At 59.6% G+C, this 20,694-nt stretch carries 17 protein-coding genes; 9 read left to right on the top strand and 8 right to left on the bottom strand.

Going from position 1 to position 20,694, the window contains the following annotated elements:
* Positions 1-124 precede the first annotated feature (124 nt).
* The 3 genes from AAFX04_07380 to AAFX04_07390 are packed head-to-tail and all read right to left on the bottom strand — an operon-like array spanning position 125 to position 4,151.
* Positions 125-2,281, bottom strand: coding sequence for an RNA degradosome polyphosphate kinase (locus tag AAFX04_07380; GenBank protein MEO1045244.1), 2,157 nt, complete (start codon positions 2,279-2,281; stop codon positions 125-127).
* Positions 2,278-2,904, bottom strand: a complete 627-nt coding sequence (locus tag AAFX04_07385) for a chromosomal replication initiator DnaA (GenBank protein ID MEO1045245.1) — start codon at positions 2,902-2,904, stop codon at positions 2,278-2,280. Before AAFX04_07385 ends, AAFX04_07380 begins: the two co-directional genes overlap by 4 nt.
* On the bottom strand, positions 2,901-4,151 hold the full coding sequence (locus tag AAFX04_07390) for a heavy-metal-associated domain-containing protein (protein ID MEO1045246.1): 1,251 nt from the start codon (positions 4,149-4,151) through the stop codon (positions 2,901-2,903). Before AAFX04_07390 ends, AAFX04_07385 begins: the two co-directional genes overlap by 4 nt.
* 89 nt (positions 4,152-4,240) lie before the next feature.
* Here AAFX04_07390 and purM point away from each other — a divergent pair, with 89 nt between their 5' ends.
* The gene (gene purM / locus AAFX04_07395) at positions 4,241-5,389 is read left to right on the top strand and encodes a phosphoribosylformylglycinamidine cyclo-ligase (protein MEO1045247.1); all 1,149 of its coding nucleotides are present in this window, start codon (positions 4,241-4,243) and stop codon (positions 5,387-5,389) included.
* A gap of 33 nt (positions 5,390-5,422) precedes the next feature.
* Positions 5,423-6,385, top strand: coding sequence for a phosphoribosylglycinamide formyltransferase (purN, locus tag AAFX04_07400; protein MEO1045248.1), 963 nt, complete (start codon positions 5,423-5,425; stop codon positions 6,383-6,385).
* Between the two features lie 157 nt (positions 6,386-6,542).
* Here purN and ndk read toward each other — a convergent pair whose 3' ends face one another.
* From ndk to AAFX04_07420, 4 genes are all read right to left on the bottom strand, one after another.
* Positions 6,543-6,965: a nucleoside-diphosphate kinase gene (gene ndk, locus AAFX04_07405; GenBank protein ID MEO1045249.1), complete on the bottom strand. Its 423-nt coding sequence runs from the start codon at positions 6,963-6,965 to the stop codon at positions 6,543-6,545.
* 123 nt (positions 6,966-7,088) lie between these two features.
* The gene (locus AAFX04_07410) at positions 7,089-7,586 is read right to left on the bottom strand and encodes a hypothetical protein (GenBank protein ID MEO1045250.1); all 498 of its coding nucleotides are present in this window, start codon (positions 7,584-7,586) and stop codon (positions 7,089-7,091) included.
* 133 nt (positions 7,587-7,719) lie between these two features.
* On the bottom strand, positions 7,720-8,172 hold the full coding sequence (locus AAFX04_07415; GenBank protein ID MEO1045251.1) for a DNA polymerase III subunit chi: 453 nt from the start codon (positions 8,170-8,172) through the stop codon (positions 7,720-7,722).
* A 9-nt stretch (positions 8,173-8,181) separates the two neighbouring features.
* The gene (locus tag AAFX04_07420; GenBank protein MEO1045252.1) at positions 8,182-9,657 is read right to left on the bottom strand and encodes a leucyl aminopeptidase; all 1,476 of its coding nucleotides are present in this window, start codon (positions 9,655-9,657) and stop codon (positions 8,182-8,184) included.
* 341 nt (positions 9,658-9,998) lie between these two features.
* On the opposite strand from AAFX04_07420, the gene lptD reads away from it, so the two are divergent.
* The 5 genes from lptD (at position 9,999) to AAFX04_07445 (ending at position 16,170) form a co-directional block, all read left to right on the top strand.
* A complete protein-coding gene (gene lptD / locus AAFX04_07425) occupies positions 9,999-12,239 on the top strand; it encodes an LPS assembly protein LptD (GenBank protein ID MEO1045253.1) in 2,241 nt (746 codons plus the stop codon).
* Positions 12,240-12,506: 267 nt separating this feature from the next.
* Positions 12,507-13,808: a peptidylprolyl isomerase gene (locus tag AAFX04_07430; GenBank protein ID MEO1045254.1), complete on the top strand. Its 1,302-nt coding sequence runs from the start codon at positions 12,507-12,509 to the stop codon at positions 13,806-13,808.
* A 31-nt stretch (positions 13,809-13,839) separates the two neighbouring features.
* A complete protein-coding gene (gene pdxA / locus AAFX04_07435) occupies positions 13,840-14,835 on the top strand; it encodes a 4-hydroxythreonine-4-phosphate dehydrogenase PdxA (protein ID MEO1045255.1) in 996 nt (331 codons plus the stop codon).
* On the top strand, positions 14,825-15,670 hold the full coding sequence (gene rsmA / locus AAFX04_07440) for a 16S rRNA (adenine(1518)-N(6)/adenine(1519)-N(6))-dimethyltransferase RsmA (GenBank protein MEO1045256.1): 846 nt from the start codon (positions 14,825-14,827) through the stop codon (positions 15,668-15,670). The genes pdxA and rsmA overlap by 11 nt, the downstream gene beginning before the upstream one ends.
* The gene (locus AAFX04_07445) at positions 15,670-16,170 is read left to right on the top strand and encodes a YdeI/OmpD-associated family protein (GenBank protein MEO1045257.1); all 501 of its coding nucleotides are present in this window, start codon (positions 15,670-15,672) and stop codon (positions 16,168-16,170) included. The genes rsmA and AAFX04_07445 overlap by 1 nt, the downstream gene beginning before the upstream one ends.
* 10 nt (positions 16,171-16,180) lie before the next feature.
* Here AAFX04_07445 and AAFX04_07450 read toward each other — a convergent pair whose 3' ends face one another.
* Positions 16,181-18,277 carry a malate synthase G gene (locus AAFX04_07450; protein MEO1045258.1) on the bottom strand — a complete coding sequence of 699 codons (2,097 nt, stop codon included), beginning with the start codon at positions 18,275-18,277 and terminating at the stop codon, positions 16,181-16,183.
* Positions 18,278-18,446: 169 nt separating this feature from the next.
* Between AAFX04_07450 and AAFX04_07455 the strand changes: the two genes are divergently transcribed.
* Complete coding sequence (locus AAFX04_07455; GenBank protein ID MEO1045259.1) at positions 18,447-19,658, top strand: hydrolase; 1,212 nt, start codon at positions 18,447-18,449, stop codon at positions 19,656-19,658.
* Positions 19,655-20,680 (top strand): arginine N-succinyltransferase, encoded by a 1,026-nt coding sequence (locus tag AAFX04_07460; protein MEO1045260.1) that lies wholly within the window; start codon positions 19,655-19,657, stop codon positions 20,678-20,680. The genes AAFX04_07455 and AAFX04_07460 overlap by 4 nt, the downstream gene beginning before the upstream one ends.
* Positions 20,681-20,694: the final 14 nt, after the last annotated feature.

Genomic DNA, 20,694 nt, shown 5'->3' on the forward strand with positions numbered 1-20,694 from the left:
CCAATTGGCGCCTGCGCCACGTCAGAAAAGCTTGCGATAGCGCCGCTATCGACTGCGCTTTCCTTCCTCGCCCAGGCGCCAATTGCTTCAAACCTCGCTCCATCAATTTCATAGACCCTGAGCCTTAGGCCTTTCTGCGGATCGGCTGTCGCAGCGTCAGGTCGGGCACTTCATCGCTGTTCCTGAGCGCTGCACCACGCCCCGAGAGCGACGGGTTTGTCATGAAATAATGGTGCAGGTTGAACGGCTTGTCGCCCGGTTCGACACGGATATATTCGCCATCCGCGTTGAGTTCCCAGCTCTGCTCATTGTCGAGCAGATTGGCCAGCATGACCTGCTCCAGTACCTGTTCATGCACTGTCGGATTTTCGATCGGCAGCATATATTCGACCCGCCGGTCAAAGTTGCGCGGCATCCAGTCGGCCGAGCTGATATAGACTCGCGCCTTGTCATTGGGCAGATGGTCGCCATCGCCAAAGGCCCAGATGCGACTATGCTCGAGGAAGCGGCCGATCACCGATTTCACCCGGATATTGTCCGACATGCCGGGTATTTGCGGCTTGAGGCAGCAGATACCGCGGATGATCAGGTCAATCTGCACACCGGCATTGCTGGCGGTATAGAGCTTCTCGATGATCGCCGGATCGACCAGCGAGTTCATCTTGGCCCAGATCGCGCCCGGTCGGCCATTGCGCACATGATCGATCTCGACATCGATCAGTTCCATCAGCGTGTTGCGCATGTCGCGCGGGGACATGGTGAGCAGCTCAAGCTTCTTCGGTTCGACATAGCCGGTGATATAGTTGAACAGCTGCGCCGCATCGCGCCCCGCGCGCGGATCGGCGGTAAAGAAGCTGAGATCGGTGTAAATCCTGGCGGTGATCGGGTGATAATTGCCGGTACCGAAATGGCAATAGGTGCGATAACCCTCGGGTTCGCGCCGCACGATCATCGAAATCTTGGCGTGGGTCTTCCACTCGATAAAGCCATAAACAACCTGCACCCCGGCGCGTTCAAGCGCGCTGGCCCAGAGTAGATTCTGCTCCTCGTCGAACCGGGCCTTGAGCTCGACCACCGCTGTGACCGACTTGCCGGCTTCGGCCGCGTCGATCAGCGCACGAATCACTGCCGATTGTTTGCCGGCGCGATAGAGCGTCTGCTTGATCGCGATAACATCGGGGTCGCGCGCTGCCTGCTGCAGAAAGGCGATCACCACCTCGAAACTCTCATAAGGGTGGTGGACGACAATATCCTTGCCGCGGATCGCAGCGAAACAGTCGCCGCCATGCTCTCGGATACGTTCGGGGAAGCGCGGCGTATAGGCAGTGAATTTGAGATCCGGCCGGTCTTCGTCGACAATTTCCGCCAGGCCGCCAACATCGATAAAGCCGGTGATTACCGACTTGACCGCGCTTTCGGGCAGTAACTGCTCGTCGAGCAGCTTGACCGTTTCGGCATCGAGATCGGAGGATATTTCGAGCCGGATCACCTGACCGCGACGACGGCGTTTGATCGCGCTGCGGAAATATCGGACCAGATCCTCGGCTTCTTCCTCAACCTCGATATCGCTGTCGCGGATGATGCGGAACAGCCCCGAATTGAGCACCTCATAGCCGGGGAACAGGGTATCGGCAAAGCCGCGCAGCACCTCTTCGAGCGCGATATAGACTGCATCCTCACCCGGAATGCGAACAAAACCCGACATGGTCGGCGGCAGCATGATCAGTTCGCGCACATGATGCCCGTCCGATTCGCGCCTGAGATCGAAAATGACGCTGATGCCCTTGTTCGGGATGAACGGAAAGGGATGCGCCGGGTCGAGCGCCTGCGGCGTTAGCACCGGGAAAATCTGGTCAAGAAAATGGTCGCGCAGCCATTGCAGATTATCCGGCTCAAGTTCGGATACAGCCCTTATGGCTATGCCCTGCACTGCCAGCTTGCGACGCAATTCCTGCCATACGCGCTGCTGGTCATGCACCAGTTCGGCCGCCTTGACCTCAATCTCGGCAAGCTGCTGTGCCGGGGTGCGGCCATCAGCCGAGCGCTGCTCGACGCCCTGTTCGACCTGTCCGACCAACCCGGCAACACGAACCATGTAGAATTCATCAAGATTGTTGCCGGAGATCGACAGGAAACGCAGCCTTTCGAGCAATGGATGCGCCTCATTCTGCGCCTCGGCAAGAACCCGCTCGTTAAAACCGAGCCAGCTCAGCTCGCGATTATAGAATCGCCGCGAATCGATCATAGTGTCCGCATGGTCTGTCACAGTCGTCGCCATCATGCTGCTCCTGCGTCCTCGTTGCTGTCATTGTCAGCCTCTTCACCGTCATCCAGCAAGGTGCGCAAAAGGCCCATGCCAACCGGCTTGCGCTGCTCCAGCGTGATACGGTCCAACGCCAGCACCAGATCGCGCACCGCCTGATAGCTGCGCTCGCAACGGTCGGCGGCATAGGCTGCCAGTTTCGGCGTCACATCGAGCCCGTGCATCCGGCCCAGCTTTTCGAACAGCGCCATGATCATCGCCCTGTCGGGGGCACCAATGGCAATGCGCTGCGACGCCGCCAGGCGCGATTTGAGATCGGGCAAGGTCAAGGCATCGAGCCGGTAATCCTCGGGAAAGGCGATCAGTATCGGCCACGATTCCTGCTGCGCCTGGTTCCAGAGATGGAATATCCCGGCATCATCCGCGCGGTGCGCATCGTCGATGAAAAGCCCCCCGGATTCACGGCGAAAAACCTCACCCATGCTGCTCTTGCCCGCTGCCTCGGCGCCAAACAGCACGGCACTGCGATAGGGCCAGTGGTCCCAGCGCCCGAGTAGCGCCGCGGCCGCGGCATTGGCGTCAGTCACCAGATAATCGGTACGCGGCAGCTCGGCAGACAGAGGCAGGGCGATCTGGGTCATCGCGAAATTCTGAGCGTGTTGCCCGATTGCTGCACCCGCCAACCACGCGCCTCGAGCTGCTGCCGCAATTGCGCTGCATCGCCGTCAAACTGCACCGACATCACCGATGTACCACCCAGCGCCAGGCTCGACGTGCTGGCTGAACGTACCCCGGCTATGCCGCGCACCGCCGCTTCGGCGCTGTTGACCGAGCCGACATCGGGGCTGGAATATTGCACTGCGATGCTGGTCACGGCAGGCGCTGCAGGTACCGCCGCTTCCTCAGAGGCTGTGCGATCATCCTCTTCAGCGGCGTCGTCTTCGAGCGCCTCGAGCTCTTCCAGTTCATCCTCCAGTGCATCCTCATCGCTGTCTTCGATGATCAGTGAGGTATCGGGACGCAGATCGCCACGCGAAAGGGCAGCGCGATAGATGGTGTCCATGCGCTCGACGCCCTCGGTGAGCATCGCCGCCAAACCATCACTATCTGCTGCGGTCAGTTCGAAGCTGCCGATCCTGGCGCGATCAGGGCCGAAATAGGCGGTGAAATACCCTGTTGCCGGGCCGCCAGGATAGAGCCGCTCGACCCGCACCACCGGGATCAGCACATCGGCGGCACCAAACTGATCAAGGATCAGCCGCCACCAATTGCGGTCGCGCCGTCCGGTCTGGCCTGCGGTCAGCAACAGCGAATCGCTGCCGGCGCCGCTGGGGCGAACATAATCGATAGTGCTGTCGGCGGTGCGGAAGTTCGCCCATGCCCTTTGCCAGGGCGTGCGATATTCGAACACCTGCTCACTGCCGCCACTGATCATCACCGGTACCACCAGCAATGGCGCTGAACGCAGCCTCGTGCTGCGCACACCCAATATCGCCCCGGCACGCGCGCGGTCAAACAATATACCCAGGCTGGCAATATAGCGTCGCGGCCCGATCTGCTCGCGTTCGATCACAATGCCCGAAACAATCGAACTCAGTCGCGAATCGCTGAGTGCCGGTGCCGCGCCGCCGCGATTGGAGCGTTGCCACAATGCCTGCCAGCCCTTGCGCTGGGCTTCGCGCCAGCCTTTCAGCCGCGCTTCCTCGGCGTTCTTGCCGGTGGCATTGACGGTGATGCCCTCAACCTCGAAATCGCCACTGCTGTTGATCGGTGCGATGCCGCGATCAGCCTCGATCTGGGTGAAACCCAGGCCATTCAGCCCCAGCAGCGCGATCATGCCAAGCAGGATAAGCGACAGATAGGCCTGAAAAGATCGATTTCGTGTCATCGAAAGCGCGATCCTGCTCAATGGCCCCGATGCGATGCAACGCGGAATATCGTGGAAATCATCATGCGAAATCGTTAGGCGCAGAAGCCATGAACAGCAATACCCATAAGAACGAAACACCCGATGAAACGGGCAGCGCGGCCAGCGCACAACCAGAGCATTACAGCTACGCCGATGCCGGCGTCTCGATTGAAGACGGCAATGCGCTGGTCAGGGCGATCGCGCCGCTGGCCCGCGCCACCGCCAGGCCCGGCGCCGATGCTGACCTTGGCGGCTTTGGCGGACTGTTCGATCTCAAAGCAGCGGGTTTTACCGATCCGGTATTGGTGGCCGCCAATGACGGCGTCGGCACCAAGGTCAAACTGGCGATACAGCATGACCGGCATGACGGCATTGGCCAGGACCTTGTCGCCATGTGCGTCAACGACCTCATCGTCCAGGGCGCCGAGCCGCTTTTCTTCCTCGATTATTTTGCTTCAGCCAAGCTGGATAACGCCGTGGCTGAACGGGTGGTCGCAAGCATTGCCAGTGCATGCAAACTGGCTGGATGCGCATTGATAGGCGGCGAGACCGCCGAGATGCCGGGCATGTACCAGCCGGGCGATTATGATCTTGCCGGCTTCTGTGTCGGCGCGGCGGAGCGCGGCACGCTGATCGATGGATCGGCCATTGCCCCCGGCGATGTCATTTTGGGCCTGGAGTCGTCGGGCGTCCATTCCAATGGCTTTTCGCTGGTGCGGCGCCTCGCCGAAGACAAAAGCTGGAAACTCGACCGCCCCGCCCTGTTCGATCAGGAGCAGTTGCTGATCGATGCACTGATGGCACCAACGCGGATTTATGTCGCGGTATTGCTGCCGCTGCTGCGCGCCGGCCAGATCAAAGGGCTGGCACATATTACCGGTGGCGGACTGCTGGAAAATATCCCGCGGGTGCTGCCCGATGGTTGCCATGCGCAGGTCGATGCCAGCGCCTGGGCACAGCCGCGGTTAATGGCGTTTCTTCAGGCCGAGGGCCATATCGAGCCTGAAGAAATGGCGCGCACCTTCAATTGCGGTATCGGCATGGCGGTCATCGTGACGGAAGAACAGTCAGAAACAATTGCCAAGGCGCTGACCACGTCAGGGGAAACGGCGCACCGCATCGGTACGGTTAAGGCTGGCGACAAGGGATGCACCGTATCCGGACTCGCCGGATGCTGGGCAGCGCGCGAGGATTGGAGCGCGACGCATGCGGGATAGGCTATGCTGCCCCCGGCACGAACGGAGTTGCTAATGACCAAAGCGCGGCTTGCTATCATGATTTCCGGCGAGGGTACCAATATGGCGGCGCTGCTCTATGCCTCGCGTGATGCCGAATGCCCCTATGAGGTGGTTCTGGTCGCCAGCAACAATCCCGACGCGGCAGGGCTGAAACTTGCCGAGGCGGAAGGCGTGACAGTCTTCGCTCATCCGCATAAAGGGCTTGGCCGCGGTGCACATGATGCCATCATGCACGAGGCGCTGAGCGAGGCGCGCGCCGACTATGTCGCATTGGCTGGCTATATGCGCATCCTCGGCAACGGCTTTGTCGAACAATGGCAGGGGCGGATGGTCAATATCCACCCGTCGCTGCTGCCGGAATATAAAGGCCTCGATACGCATCAACGCGCCATCGATGCCGGCGACAGCCATGGCGGCTGTTCAGTGCATCTGGTGACGCCGACACTCGATGATGGGCCGGTGCTGGCCCAGACAGCGGTGGCAATCCTGCCCGATGATGATGCAGACAGCCTCGCCCTACGGGTGAAAATCGCCGAATATCAGCTCTATGCCCGTACCCTTTCGCACTATGTCGCGCGCGAGCTTGACCCGGAATGGCTCCAGAGCCGTGTCGATGAGATCGCCCTGTCACTGCCCGAAACCCATAGCCGCGAAAGCCATGGTGCGCCGGGATGGCGCGTCGGCAGCGAAAAATCGGGCAAGTTCTTCGCCTATCTCTCGGTGCGGCATCATGGCGAGGACCGCATCGCGCTGCTGGTGAAGTCCAGCGGTGTCGACGAGATGACAACGCTGATCGAGCAGCAGCCCGAAATCTATCACCGCCCAGCCTATTATGGTGCCTCGGGCTGGATCGGCTATCGCCTTGACCGCCCAGGCGTCGACTGGGACCATGTCCGCCAGTGGCTGGAGCGCAGCTGGCGCGCCGTTGCACCGAAGAAGCTGACCAGGCTGATGGATGTGGCGGATGAGTTTTGAGACTTTCACAACAAAAAAACCGCCGGAGTAACCGGCGGTTTTTTCAACTCTCAGTCGTCACCCTGAACTTGTTTCAGGGTCTACTCGCATCGCATAGCCCAAGCGCGCGGCATTGAAGATGCTGAAACAAGTTCAGCATGACGAACAGGTAATTGGCTCAGCCGACAATCTCGTCGTCATTAAAGAAGAACGCGATCTCGATGGCAGCGTTTTCGTCACTGTCCGAGCCGTGCACGCTATTGGCTTCGATGCTCTCGGCAAATTCCTTGCGGATGGTGCCTTCGGCGGCATCGGCCGGGTTGGTTGCGCCCATAATGTCTCGGTTGCGCTTGACCGCGTCCTCGCCTTCGAGAACCTGCACCACAACCGGGCCGCTGGTCATGAAGTCGCACAATTCGCCATAGAAGGGGCGTTCCTTGTGCACCGCGTAAAAGCCTTCGGCCTGTTCGCGGGTCATGCGGATGCGCTTGGAGGCAACGACGCGCAGGCCGGCTTCTTCCAGCTTCTGCGTGACAGCACCGGTCAGGTTGCGGCGGGTGGCATCGGGTTTGATGATCGAGAATGTGCGGGTTACGGCCATGGGGGAGAACTCCTGAATATCCTGAAATAGGGGAATATTGTTGCGCGCGCCTTTAGCCGTGCCACCCCGTTGTGGCAAGCCCGATCTTGTTCGGCCCGGCTGTCAGGCAATGTGTATTTGGGACTATGGCTTTGTCACCGCCGAGACATTGGCAACGTTCACCCCATTCTCCTGCTCGGTAACCGAAACATTGATGCTCTCCTTGTCGCCGCGCTGCGACACGAACATCTTTGTGCCCTGCGACGTAATTTCGGTCTTCACCTTGAAGCCCTCGGCTTTGGCCTTCGCCTTGTAGAAGGCTATGATGTCGTCAGCGGATTGTTTTGTCTGAAAGATGACGGTGGTTGAGGATGGCCTGCCCTCGCCCTGGTTCATCGTCATATTGGTCTGGACATCGGCACCACGCGGCAGCGTCAGCCCGAAAGGCAAATCGACCGGCTTGTCGCTATTGGCGTTGAGCTCGAAACTGCCATCTTCGCTCTCCACCTTATAGCTGACCTCGCCGTCATCACCCTCGCTTATGCGGTATTCCGCAGTTTCGCCGTCCTCGCCGGTGACGGTGCCACTCACCACCTCATCCTCATTACTGCCACCGCAGGCCGCCAGCGCCAATACGCTCATGACTGCTATGAATTTTCCGATTGGCCCATTCCGCATTTTGTCTCTCCCCTTGGCATTGCCGTCCGGCAATCTCTCAAACGGGCATAATAGCACGAATTAGGCATCGGCAATGATCCAGATCACTATCGCGAAATCAGCCGACCTCTACCCAGCGCCGTCCGTCCTGCCGCCAATAGTGCCGTGTTACTCTGTCACGATCCTTGAGCGATTTCCACGCCGCACGCGCGGCGTCGATATGATCGGGCTCGAAGGGGAAGAATATCCGTTCGAAACTGTTGCAATGATCCCGCCATACACCATCGGCTATTGCAAGAAACTGCGCCTGATTCGGTGCACCCGCCTCGCCTTCGGCCAATGTGCGCGCCAGCAATATCGGTTGATCGCCTTCCTGTCCCTCACCCGCCTTGCCATGCGCGAGAAAGCTCTGCGGCTTGCTGCTCCACAAGGCATCGGAAATACCATCGAGCAGCACATCGTCATCGGCGAGGATGACCATGCGGTTGTCGGCAGACAGCGTGCGTTCGGCGAGATCGGGCAACAGCCTGGCCACCGGGTCGCGGCTAAGCTGATAAAAGTCGACCCGCATCGGCTGTGCTTATTTCTGCTCGAAATTGTCGGCGATCAGCTGGTCGAGCAGACGCACACCATAGCCGGTTGCGCCCTTCTCCCATAGCGGCCCGGCCTTATCGGCCCATGCCATGCCGGCAATGTCCAGATGCGCCCATTTGACGCCATCCTGAATGAAGCGCTGCAGAAACTGCGCTGCAGTAATCGAACCGGCGCCGCGCGGCCCGACATTGCGGATATCGGCAATCGGCGAGTCGATCAGCTTGTCATAGGCCTTGCCCAGCGGGAAGCGCCACACTTTGTCACCCGATGCATCCGCCGCATTGTTCAACATGCCTGCCAGCTCATCGTCATTGGTGAACATGCCGCAATGCTCATGGCCGAGCGAAATGATGATTGCTCCGGTCAAGGTCGCCAGATCGACAATATATTTCGGCTTGTAGGTTTCCTGGCACCAGTGCAGCGCATCGCAGAGTACCAGACGACCCTCGGCATCGGTGTTGATCACCTCGACCGTCTGGCCCGACATGGTGGTGACGATATCACCCGGACGCTGGGCATTGCCATCGGGCATATTCTCGACCAACCCGCAAATGCCGATAACATGTGCCTTCGCCTTGCGCCCGGCCAGCGCCTTCATCGCGCCGGCAACGGCACCGGCACCGCCCATGTCCCATTTCATGTCTTCCATGCCCGCCGGCGGCTTGAGCGAGATACCACCCGTATCGAAGGTTACACCCTTGCCAACAAAGGCAATTGGTGTCTTTTCCGTACCATTGGTGCCGTCCCAGCGCATCGCCAGCAGCCGCGCCGGCCGCACCGAGCCCTGAGCCACGCCGAGCAATGCCCCCATGCCCAGTTCTTCCATTTCGGCATCGTCGAGCACCCGGATTTCGACACCAAGCTCCGTGAGGTGCTGGCAACGCTCGACAAAGCTCTCCGGATAAACCTTGTTGGCCGGCTGGGCCACCAGTTCGCGGGTAAAGAACACCCCTTCGGCGATCGCCAGCGCATCGTTCCATTGCCCCTCGGTGCCAGCTGCGGCTCCCGCGACCGTCAGCGATGTCAGGGTCGGCTTGGCATCATCGGCCAATTTGGTGCGATATTCGTCGATCCGCCAGCTGCGCAGCAACGCACCCATAAGCAGGTTCACCAGATTATCGGCGGAAATCTCCGATGGCGAAGCGGCAATATCGAGATGCGCGGCCTCGACGCCCGATGCGAGATAGCGTGCGGTGAGCGCACCACCGGCTTTTTCCATGTCACGCGCGCTGGCATCCTTGCCGCCGATACCGATCAGCACCAGCCGCTGTTGCGTGCCATCGACCGATGCGAAAGTCTCGAAGATATTGCCCGGCTGCCCTCGAAAACGGGCGCTGCGCGCGGCCTCGACAATCGCCTTGCCATGGGGCTCGGGCAGTGCGGCATTCTGCAAATCATCCGATCCGACAAGATAGCAGCGCAGCGAAGCTGCGGAAGGGCTGTCGGTAAAACTGATCTGCATGATGATGTGCTCCTGGGGTATTAGGGTCCGGACCCTGAGATAGAACGCGGCGGATACTGCCTGTGATGCAAGGCCATATAGCGATGGCGTCCCGCAGCTTAAAGCGCCTTCATCCGACCGGGTCAATTATTGCGCAACATTTGCCGTGACAATATCCGTGCCCGCCCGTCGTCTTTCCATGCCGCCTTGTCTTTCGCGCTTTGCCTTTTGCCGCCTTTGTGCAAAAGACCGGCACAGAAGAGGTGAGCCAGTTGCCAGGCACAGTTGCGAAAAATCAAGGATATCGCAGGATATGCGGGGCTTCTCTATGCCCTGTCAGGACGATCGGCCCGAGTCTGCTGGTGCTGTCGGCTGCGAGTCTCGCGGCACCGGCTTTCGCTCAGGATAGTGAAGCCGGGCCGGAACCTGCCCAGCCGGAAACCAGCCCGGAAACCAGCCCGGAAACCAGCGATGCCGACAGGCTTTCTGACATGCTGGGTGATGATCGGGAAATCGATTTTTCCGCCGATATCATTCGCTATGATAATGAAGCGGATCGTATCACCGCCAGCGGCGACGTCATCGTGAGACGCAATGAACAGATATTGCGCGCCGAAAGCGTCAGCTGGGACCGCAAGAGCGGAGAGGTCCGGGCTTCGGGCAATGTGCGGATTATCGACCCGGGCGGCGTGATCTATGGCGACACCATCGTGCTAACCGAGGATATCCGCGCCGGGGTGATAGAGAATATTCTGCTGGTGCTTGATGAAGGCGGCCGCATCGTCGCCAACAAGGCGGAGCGCGGTGACGGTTTTATCACCTTGAACGAGGCCAGCTACACCGCCTGCGCCGTGCAGGACAAGGAGGGCTGCCCCAAATCACCAAGCTGGCAGATCAAGGCCGTCCGCGTGATTTACGATCCCGTAAAAAAGAAGGTCAGCTATGAGGGTGCGCGGCTGGAACTGTTCGGCTTGCCGCTGATCCCATTGCCGGGGTTCAGTCATCCGATCGACGATGCCAACCGTTCGGGCCTGCTGGTCCCCAATGCCCGGCTAAGCCAGGCGAACGGTCTGGAATATAGTCAGCCTTATTATTTTGCGCTCGCACCTAATCGCGACCTTACCGTGACCACCAGCGTCTTCAGCGATGTTCTGCCCATGGTGCAGGGACAATATCGTGCGCTGACCACCGATGGCGCCTATCAGATCACCGGCTATGCCACCGCCAGCTCGCGCATTCCCGTAGGCGCCACCGTGCCGCTGTCGTCGGAACGCGATTTTCGTGGCTATTTCGATGCCGTTGGCCGGTTCCAGCTCTCACCCTATTGGAGCATTACCGGATCGATCCGGGCGACCACGGACCGCACCTTTCTGCGCCGTTATGACATCAGCCGCGATGACCGGCTGCGTTCGACCATCAAGGCCGAGCGGGTCGATGAGGACAGCTATTTCGCACTGCTGGGCTGGGCCACCCAGACGCTGCGGGTCAATGATCCGCAGGGCCAGGTGCCAATTGCCCTTCCGATCGTCGATTATCGTCAGCGCATGGATGACCCGCTCGCCGGGGGGCGGCTTGAATTCCGCTTCAACACCCTGGCCATTGGCCGTACCGATGGCCAGGACACCCAGCGCGCCTTTGCCTCGGCCCGGTGGGATTTGAAGCGTGTCACGTCCGGCGGTCAGTTATTCACTCTCACCGCCTATGGCCGTGGCGACATTTACAATAGCGATGAGAACGCACTGACGCCAACACTGGTCTATCGCGGCAATCCCGGCTTTGAAGGCCGCGCTATCGGTTCGGTCGCTGCCGATGTCCAATGGCCTTTTGTCGGCAAAGCCTTTGGCGGGGTGCAGACGCTGACGCCACGGGTGCAGGTGGTGGCAACCACACCGGGGCAGAATCTCGATATTCCCAATGAGGATGCCCGGGCGATCGAACTGGAGACCGGCAATCTGTTTGCCCTCAACCGCCTGCCCGGCTTCGACCGGGTCGAGGAAGGCGTGCGCGTGGTCTATGGCCTGGAATGGCAGTTGGAGCGCCCCGGAATGCGGATCGACGCCGTTATCGGCCAGAGCTACCGCTTCAATGACAAGTCTGACATCATCCCGGTGGGCACCGGGCTCGCCGAACGCACATCGGATGTTGTCGGCCGCACCGAATTGCGGTTCCGTGATATCGTCAAATTCACCCACCGCTACCGCCTCGACAAGGACAATCTGGCGGTGCGTCGCAATGAGATCGACGCTACGGTGGGTTCGCGCCGCACCTATGGCCAGATCAGCTATTTGCGGCTTAACCGCGACATTGGCCCGGAAATCGAGGATCTGCAGGACCGAGAGGAATTGCGCGTCGCCGGGCGGGTGCAGATTGACCGTTACTGGTCGGTCTTCGGCTCGGGCATTTTCGATCTTACCGATGCCCAGGAGGATCCCACCAACTTCTCCGACGGTTTCGAGCCGATCCGTACCCGTCTCGGCATCGCCTATGACGATGACTGTATTTCGCTCGGCTTCACCTGGCGCCGCGACTTCGTGGCCATTGGCGATGCCGCGCGCGGCAACACCTTCCTGCTGCGCTTTGCTCTGCGCAATCTGGGGATATGACGCGCTGTGCTGACACCCGGTACCATGAAATACCGCCTCCTGCCGCGTGTTGCCGGGCCTTGGCTTTTGCCGGGCTATCCTTTATCCGGTCATAGGCTCAAGTCGCGTGATACACTCAGCATAGGTTAAGCCTATGGCTGGCAGATGCGAATGGATATATGGCCATGAAAGACGCAATATATGGCCGCTATGCCTTTTCTTGATTCAGTGAAGAAGATGATGATTACCCTAGCCAAAACACTCACGACATGTGCCCTGTCCCTGACTATGGTGGTCACGGCCGCCGGCACCGCAGCGCAGACGGTCAGCGATCCCGGCGTCCCGGCAACGCAGCTCAATATTCCCCAGGATCCCACGATTTTTGGAAAGAATGACCCCAATGTTCGCCGTGCCACCGCGATTGTGAACGGCGAAATCATAACCGGTACGGATATTGATCATCGGATGGCGCTGCTGATCGCATCGAGCGGTGGCAAAATCCCCGAAAAGGACATACCACGTTTGCGTCTCGAAGTGTTGCGCAACCTGATCGACGAAACGCTGCAAATCCAGGAAGCCGCGGCCAACGACATCACCATATCGCAGAGCGAAATCGACCAGACCTATCTCGGCATTGCCCGCGGCAACTTCCGGACAGAACCGGAGAATCTCGATGCCTATCTGCGTGAGAATGGATCTTCGCCGAGAAGCCTGAAACGTCAGATCATGGGTGAGCTGGCCTGGCAATCGCTGTTGCGCCGCAACATCATGCCTTTTATCAACGTCTCTGAAGACGAGGTCCAGTCTATCATCGAACGGCTGCAGGCATCGAAGGGCACCGAAGAATATCGCATCGGCGAGATTTTCCTGTCCGCGACACCGAATAATGCCAGCGAAATCTTTCAGAATGGCCGCCGGATCATGGCGCAGATCCAGGAAGGCGGTAGTTTTGCTGCCCTAGCAAAGCAATGGTCCGAAGCCTCCACCGCTGCCCGTGGCGGTGATCTGGGCTGGGTCCGCCTCGAAGTACTACCCAATGAAATGGCGGAAATTGCCCAGACCATGGCGGTAGGACAGCTTGCAGGGCCGGTCGAGCTTCCCGGCGGGTTTTCGATTATGTATCTGATCGACAAGCGCAAGATCCTCAGCGCCGATCCGCGCGATGCACGGCTCAGCCTGAAGCAGCTGGCGATCCTGTTCCCCGATGATATTACCGAGGCCGAAGCGACCAATCAGGCATCACGATTCGCCAGCGCTGCAAACACCATTCGCGGCTGCGGCGATGCTGATCGTGTCGCCCGCGAAGTCGGTGCCTCGGTGGTCGACAATGACGATGTCGTCATCCGCAATCTGCCGGGACAGCTGCAGGACACCATGCTTAACCTGTCGGTTGGTGAAGCGACACAGCCCTTCGGTTCGATCAGCGGCGGTGTCCGGGTGCTGGTGCTGTGCGGTCGCGATGACCCCAAGGTCAGCAGTGGCCCATCCGCCGATGAGTTGATGACCAATATGGAGCAGGAACGGATAGAAAAGCGCGCGCGCATCTATTTACGCGACCTGCGCCGCGACGCGGTGATCGATTATAACTGATACTCTGCTGACCAGGAGCAGCGACCCGGAAATGTCCCGGATATATGCCATATCATCGGGCGATCCGGCCGGTATCGGACCCGAAATCATAGCCAAGAGTTGGCGCGCGCGTGATGATGAACGATTGGCGCCGTTCTTTGTTCTCGGTGATATCGCGGCGTTTCATGCCTTTGCCGATATCCCCGTGGTCCAGATCGACTCGCCGGAAGATGCGGTACGGTATTTTGCCACTGCACTGCCGGTACTGCATGTTCAGGACTGCGGTAATGTAACCCCCGGCCAGCCCTCCAACGCCAGCGCCCAATGCGCGTTGCAGGCGCTGGAAATCGGGGTCGGCCTCGCGCGTGCCGGCGGTGTTGCCGGGATCATCACCGCACCGGTTTCCAAGGATTCCCTTCAGCAAATCGGTTTCACCCATCCGGGCCAGACCGAATTTATCGCTGAACGCTGCGGTGTCGCCAAGGAGAATGCGGTGATGTTGCTGGCCGGTCCGACACTGCGCGTGGTACCGGTCACGGTGCATATCCCGATTTCGCAGGTTCCGCAGCAGCTAACCGGCGAATTGCTCAAGGCGCGGGCGCGCGCAGCCGCCAAGGGCATGCATCGCAATTTCGGGATTGCCGAACCGCGAATAGCTGTTGCCGGTCTCAACCCGCATGCCGGTGAGAACAGACGTCTTGGCGATGAGGAAGCCACGATTATCGCTCCGGCCATTACCGAGCTTCGTGACGAGGGAATGGATGTTACCGGGCCACTGTCCGCCGATACGCTTTTTCATGCGGCCGCGCGCAAAAATTACGATGTGGTTTTGTGCCAATATCATGATCAGGCGCTGGTACCGCTTAAGACGCTGCATTTCGACGATGGTGTCAACATGACTCTGGGTCTGCCGATCATCCGTACCTCGCCCGATCATGGCACAGCGTTCAACATCGCCGGACAGGGCATCGCCAATCCGGCATCGATGATAGCGGCAATCAGGATGGCAATGACGGCGCGCCACCATCGCGACATTTATGGCGAATAAGCCCCAGCAAGGGAGCGTAAGCCCTGCATTGCCGCCGATCCGCGATGTCATAGCGCGTCATGGTCTCTCTGCCAGCAAGGCGCTGGGGCAGAATTTCCTGCTCGACGAACAGCTGCTCGACCGGATTGCGGCAATACCCGGCGACCTGTCGGCGGCGCATGTCGTCGAAATCGGTCCCGGTCCGGGCGGACTGACCCGGGCATTGCTGCGCACCTGCGCACGGGTCACCGCAGTCGAGCGTGATAGCCGCTGCCTGCCGGCTCTTGCCGAGCTGTCCGATGCCTTTCCCGGCCAGCTGCATGTGATCGAAGGCGATGCTACCGCTCTCCCCCTCGACCAGCTCAGTCCCGGCCCATGCCATATCGTCGCCAATCTGCCCTATAATGTCGGGACCGCGCTACTCGTCGACTGGCTGTCGGGCGAAGACTGGCCGCCATTATGGCAATCGCTGACGCTGATGTTTCAGCGCGAGGTGGCCGAGCGCATTGTCGCACAGCCCAGGACCGGTGCCTATGGCCGCCTCGCGGTGCTGGCGCAGTGGCGCAGCGCAGCACATATCGCGATGAAGGTGCACCGCAGCGCCTTTACCCCGCCACCAAAGGTGATGTCGGCAGTGGTACATATAACGCCGGAACCGGCCCCTGAAGGCGTGCGCTCACAGACAATACAGGCGCTGACCGCTGCCGCCTTCGGCCAGCGCCGCAAGATGCTGCGCCAAAGCCTGAAACCGGTGCCGCGCGCGCTGGAGGCGCTAAGCATGTGTGATATAGACCCGACAAGACGGGCTGAAACATTGGACGTTAACGACTATATTCAGCTCGCCCGGGCGCTCTGATGGACGGTTTCTACCCTCATATTTTTACAGCAACGGTAGTGCACCATGACGTAGGTTCGGAAAAGTACCGTTATTCCGTCGTTTTTGTACCAGAAGACATCAAAAGCGGGTTGCCACTATCTGACTTTCCAAAACTTCGTATCACCGGAGAGGTCGAAGATTTTCCAATAGAAGCAGCCCTGACCCCGGTGCGCGGCCAGCACTATATTTTGCTATCGCGAAAATTGCTGACTTCCATCCGGAAGTCCCTCGGTGACGAAGTCACTGTCCGCTTTCGTATAGCAGATCAAGATGCCGTCGACGTACCGCATTCTCTTGAGTCTGCTTTGGCAAAAGCTCCTGCAGTGAAAGCCTTATGGGATGATGCAAGTCCGGGAAAACGTCGCGCCCTTGCCTATATGATCGCGTCGGCAAAACGGGAGGCGACTCAGAATAAGCGCATTGAAAAAGTCTTTGCGATTCTTGAAGGCCGAATTGATATGAAGGGCAATCCAATCTAGTCTCTTCTAATCAGATGCCCTTAAACGCGCGGCGATAGCGATGCAGCAGTGGTTCGGTATAGCCGCTCGGCTGCTGCGCACCCTTGAAAATCAGATCACGCGCTGCACTGAAAGCCGCACCATCTTCATTGCCGATCAGTGGCTGATAGGCCGGGTCCCTGGCATTCTGGGCATCGACCTTGGCCGCCATGCGCAGCAATGCGGTCTCTACCTGCTCTGCGGTGCAAATGCCATGGTGCAGCCAGTTGGCGATATGCTGTGACGAGATGCGCAGCGTCGCCCGGTCTTCCATCAGGCCGACATCATGGATATCGGGCACCTTGGAGCAGCCGACGCCCTGATCGATCCAGCGCACAACATAACCCAATATGCCCTGCGCATTATTGTCCAGCTCGGCGGTGATCTCCTCCTCAGACCAGCGGGCATTTTCGGCCAGCGGCAGCGTCAGCAAGGCCTCGAGCGGCAGCACCGGTTCCTGCGCCACTTCCTTCTGCCGGTCAAACACATCAACACGGTGATAATGGATGGCATGCAGCGTCGCTGCAGTCGGGCTCGGCACCCAGGCGGTGTTGGCGCCGGTTTTCGGGTGGCCGATTTTCTGTTTCATCATATCGGCCATCATGTCGGGCGCGGCCCACATGCCCTTGCCGATCTGCGCCCGGCCCGACAGGCCGCAATTCAGGCCGATGGCGACATTGCGCTTCTCATAGGCCTGGATCCAGCGCGACTCCTTCATATCGGCCTTGCGTACCATCGCCCCGGCCTGCATCGCGGTATGGATTTCATCGCCGGTGCGATCGAGAAAGCCGGTGTTGATGAAAGCGATCCGGTGGCGCACGGCATGGATACAGGCCGCAAGATTGGCAGAAGTGCGACGCTCCTCATCCATAACACCGACCTTGATGCTATGCCGCGCCAGCCCCAGGCCATCCTCGACGGCATCGAACAGGCTGTTGGTAAAGGCACATTCGGCAGGGCCGTGCATCTTCGGCTTCACAATATATACCGATCCGCTGCGGCTGTTACGCAGCCGGCCCAAGCCTTTGAGGTCATGACAGGCTATGGTGGTCGTGAACCAGGCATCGAGTATCCCCTCGGGTGCTTCGCTGCCATCGGACAGCAGCACCGCCGGGTTGGTCATCAGATGTCCGACATTGCGCACAAACAGCATGCTGCGCCCCGGCAGGGTGAAGCCATTGCCCGACAGATCGGTAAAATTCCGGTCTTCGGCCAGGGTACGGGTCATTTCCTTACCGCCCTTGGTGAAGGTCGCGCGGAGGTCACCGCGCATCAGGCCCAGCCAGTTGCGATAGCCGGTAAGCTTGTCCTCGCCATCAACCGCCGCAACCGAATCTTCCATGTCGATAATAGTGCTGATCGCGGCTTCCATGATGACATCGGCAATCCCCGCCGGATCGTCGCGGCCAATCGGATGGTCGCGATCGATAACCACGATCAGGTGCAGGCCATTGTGGCGAATGAGCAGCGATTCGCCATCGCGACCAACCAGCTCCGCCGGACCCGCCAGGTCGGCATCACCGCCGCTCCAGTCGGACCAGCTGCCGTTGCGCAGAGGTGCAATCTCATCGAGCAAGGCACGCGCGCGTTTGATCACCGCCGCGCCGCGTACTGTGTCATAGCCTCCCGGTTTTGCAGGCGGCGCGTCGATCGCATCGGTGCCATAAAGTGCGTCATAAAGGCTGCCCCAGCGGGCATTGGCGGCGTTGATCACAAAACGGTCATTAAGCGCCGGGACCACCAGTTGCGGCCCGGCCATGGTGGCAATTTCGGCATCGACATTCTTGGTGTCGACGGTGAATGGCACCGGCTCTTCCGCCAGATAGCCGATCTCCTTCAGGAAAGCTCTATAGGCCGATGCGTCGGGCTGGCCCGGCTGCTGCTGATTCCAGGCGCTGATGGTGTTTTGCAGGCGCGTGCGTTCGGCGAGCAACGCCGCATTGTCCGGAGCAAATCGCGCCAGCAGATCGGCCAGCTTGTGCCAGTAATCCGCCGCGTCGATATCCAGCGGCGGCAAAACATCCTGCTCGAAGAACCGGGCGAGACCAGTGTGAATCTGCAACCCTGCGCGCGTGATAGTGTCGGTCATAAACATGCTCCCGATTCTTGGTCTGCACCACCAGTCAGGCAGTGAAGCAATATGCATAATATTGTCCGGGGGAGGAGAAGTGGCCATCCCTATGACGCAAGCCGACCGGCTTGTAAATGTCCGTGGCGATGGCTGGCGGCATCATGATTTAGTCGCTAAAGCATCGGGCATGACCCAGACGCTATCTCTCACCGCCGATGAACAGGCGGCACTCGACTCCATCGACCAGGACCATATGCTCAAACAGGTGCAGGACTGGTCCGCAATCAACAGCGGATCGGGCAATCTCGATGGCCTGACCCATATGGCGAAGGTGCTGCAACTGGCATTCTCTGTCCTGCCCGGCAGCGCCGAACTGGTTGACCCTGATCCGGTAGAGCAGATGACCAGCGATGGCAGCATCCGGGCGATCAAGCGTGGCCAGCATCTGGTGGTGCGGGTGCGGCCCAATGCCAATTTCCGGCTGCTCTTTACCGGCCATATGGACACGGTCTTCCCCGTGGATCATCCGTTTCAGCAGCAGAAATGGCTCGAACCCGGCATACTCAACGGCCCCGGCCTTGCCGATATGAAGGGCGGTATATCTGTGATGCTGGCTGCGCTTCAGGCGGTGGAGAAGGCGGGCACCAGCATCGGCTATGACATATTGATCAACAGCGACGAGGAAGTCGGCTCAGGCGCATCGGCAGCGCTGATCGCTGAACTCGCCAGCGGCAAGGTGGCTGCCCTTACCTATGAACCCGCCCTGCCCGATGGCACTTTGGCCGGCGCGCGCGGCGGATCGGGCAATTACGCCATCCATATCACCGGCAGATCCGCCCATGCCGGACGCAACCCGGAGGAAGGCCGCAACGCCATTGTCGCCGCCTCTGCGCTGGCGGTGGCGCTGAAAGGTCTGACCCGCGAAGGACTGGCGTGCAATCCGGCAAAGATCGAGGGCGGTGCCGCAAACAATGTCGTGCCCGATCATGCAATATTGCATGTCAATTTCCGCCCCAAAACACCTGATATGCAGAGCTTTGCCGAGCAATCGCTGGACCAGCTTATGGAAGCTGTTGCGGCAGAGCATGAGGTCTCGATTCACGCCCATGGCGGCTTTGGACGGCCGCCAAAGCCGATTGATGACCAAGCCGAAAAGCTGTTTACGCTGGTCAAGCAATGTGGCGCCGATCTGGGCCTGTCCATCAGCCACCGGGCTACGGGCGGGGTGTGCGACGGCAACAACATCGCCGCCTGCGGGGTGCCGGTGGTCGATACCATGGGCGTGCGCGGCGGCGCGATTCATTCATCTGACGAATTCATGATTGTCGACAGCCTGGCCGAGCGCGCACGGCTTTCGGCACTGACCATCATGCGCATGGAAAAAAGAGGCGGTTTATGAGCTTCCGCATTCGCGCGGCGCGGCTGGATGATCTGCAGGCACTGTATGAAATGGCGAAGCTCACCGGCGGCGGATTCACCAATTTACCCGCCGATCGCTCTTCGCTGCGCGCCAAGCTGGAGCAGTCCGATACCGCCTTTGCCCGCACTGTCGACGAACTTGCCGATGAGCGCTTTGTCATGGTGTTGGAGAATATCGATACCAGACAGGTGCGCGGCACATGCCAGCTGTTTACCCAGGTCGGACAGCAATGGCCCTTCTATTCCTATCGCATGAGCACGCTGACCCAATATAGCGATGAGCTGGACCGGACATTTCGTGCTGAAATGCTCAGCTTGGTTACTGACCTGGAGGGATCGTCCGAAGTTGGCGGGCTGTTCCTACACCCGAATGAACGTGCTGGCGGGCTTGGGCTTTTGCTCGCGCGCAGCCGCTATCTGTTCATCGCCCAGCACCGCGCGCGTTTTGCCGGTCAGCTTCTCGCCGAATTGCGCGGGATTATCGATGATGCAGGTGACTCGCCCTTTTGGGATGGCATTGGCGGCAAGTTTTTTGGCATGAGTTTTGATGAAGCCGATATGTTCAATGCGCTGCACGGCAATCAGTTTATCGCTGACCTGATGCCGAAAAACCCGATCTATACCGCCATGCTGGATGAGGATGCGCGCAATGTCATCGGTCGCCCGCATGTCAGCGGTCGGGCCGCCATGCGGATGCTGGAGAATGAAGGCTTTGTCTTCGAAAATTATGTCGACATTTTTGACGGCGGCCCGACCATGGTGGCGCGTACCGATAATGTGAAATCCATTGCCGGCGCGGAACGCACAAAACTGATCGACCGGCTCGACAATAATAGCGCCGACAAAGCCCATAAAGCGTTGGTCGCTACCGGAAAGCTGCGCGATTTCCGTTGCGCCTATGCCATGGTCGCTAAAGGTGATGAGGGCGTGATGCTGGATGATGATGCGATCGATACGCTGGATATTGCAAGCGGTGAAGAACTGCTGATGATAGCACGCTAACGCTGGAAAGCCCG

This window comes from Pseudomonadota bacterium (assembly GCA_039818985.1).
GTDB lineage: Bacteria > Pseudomonadota > Alphaproteobacteria > Sphingomonadales > Sphingomonadaceae > Alterisphingorhabdus.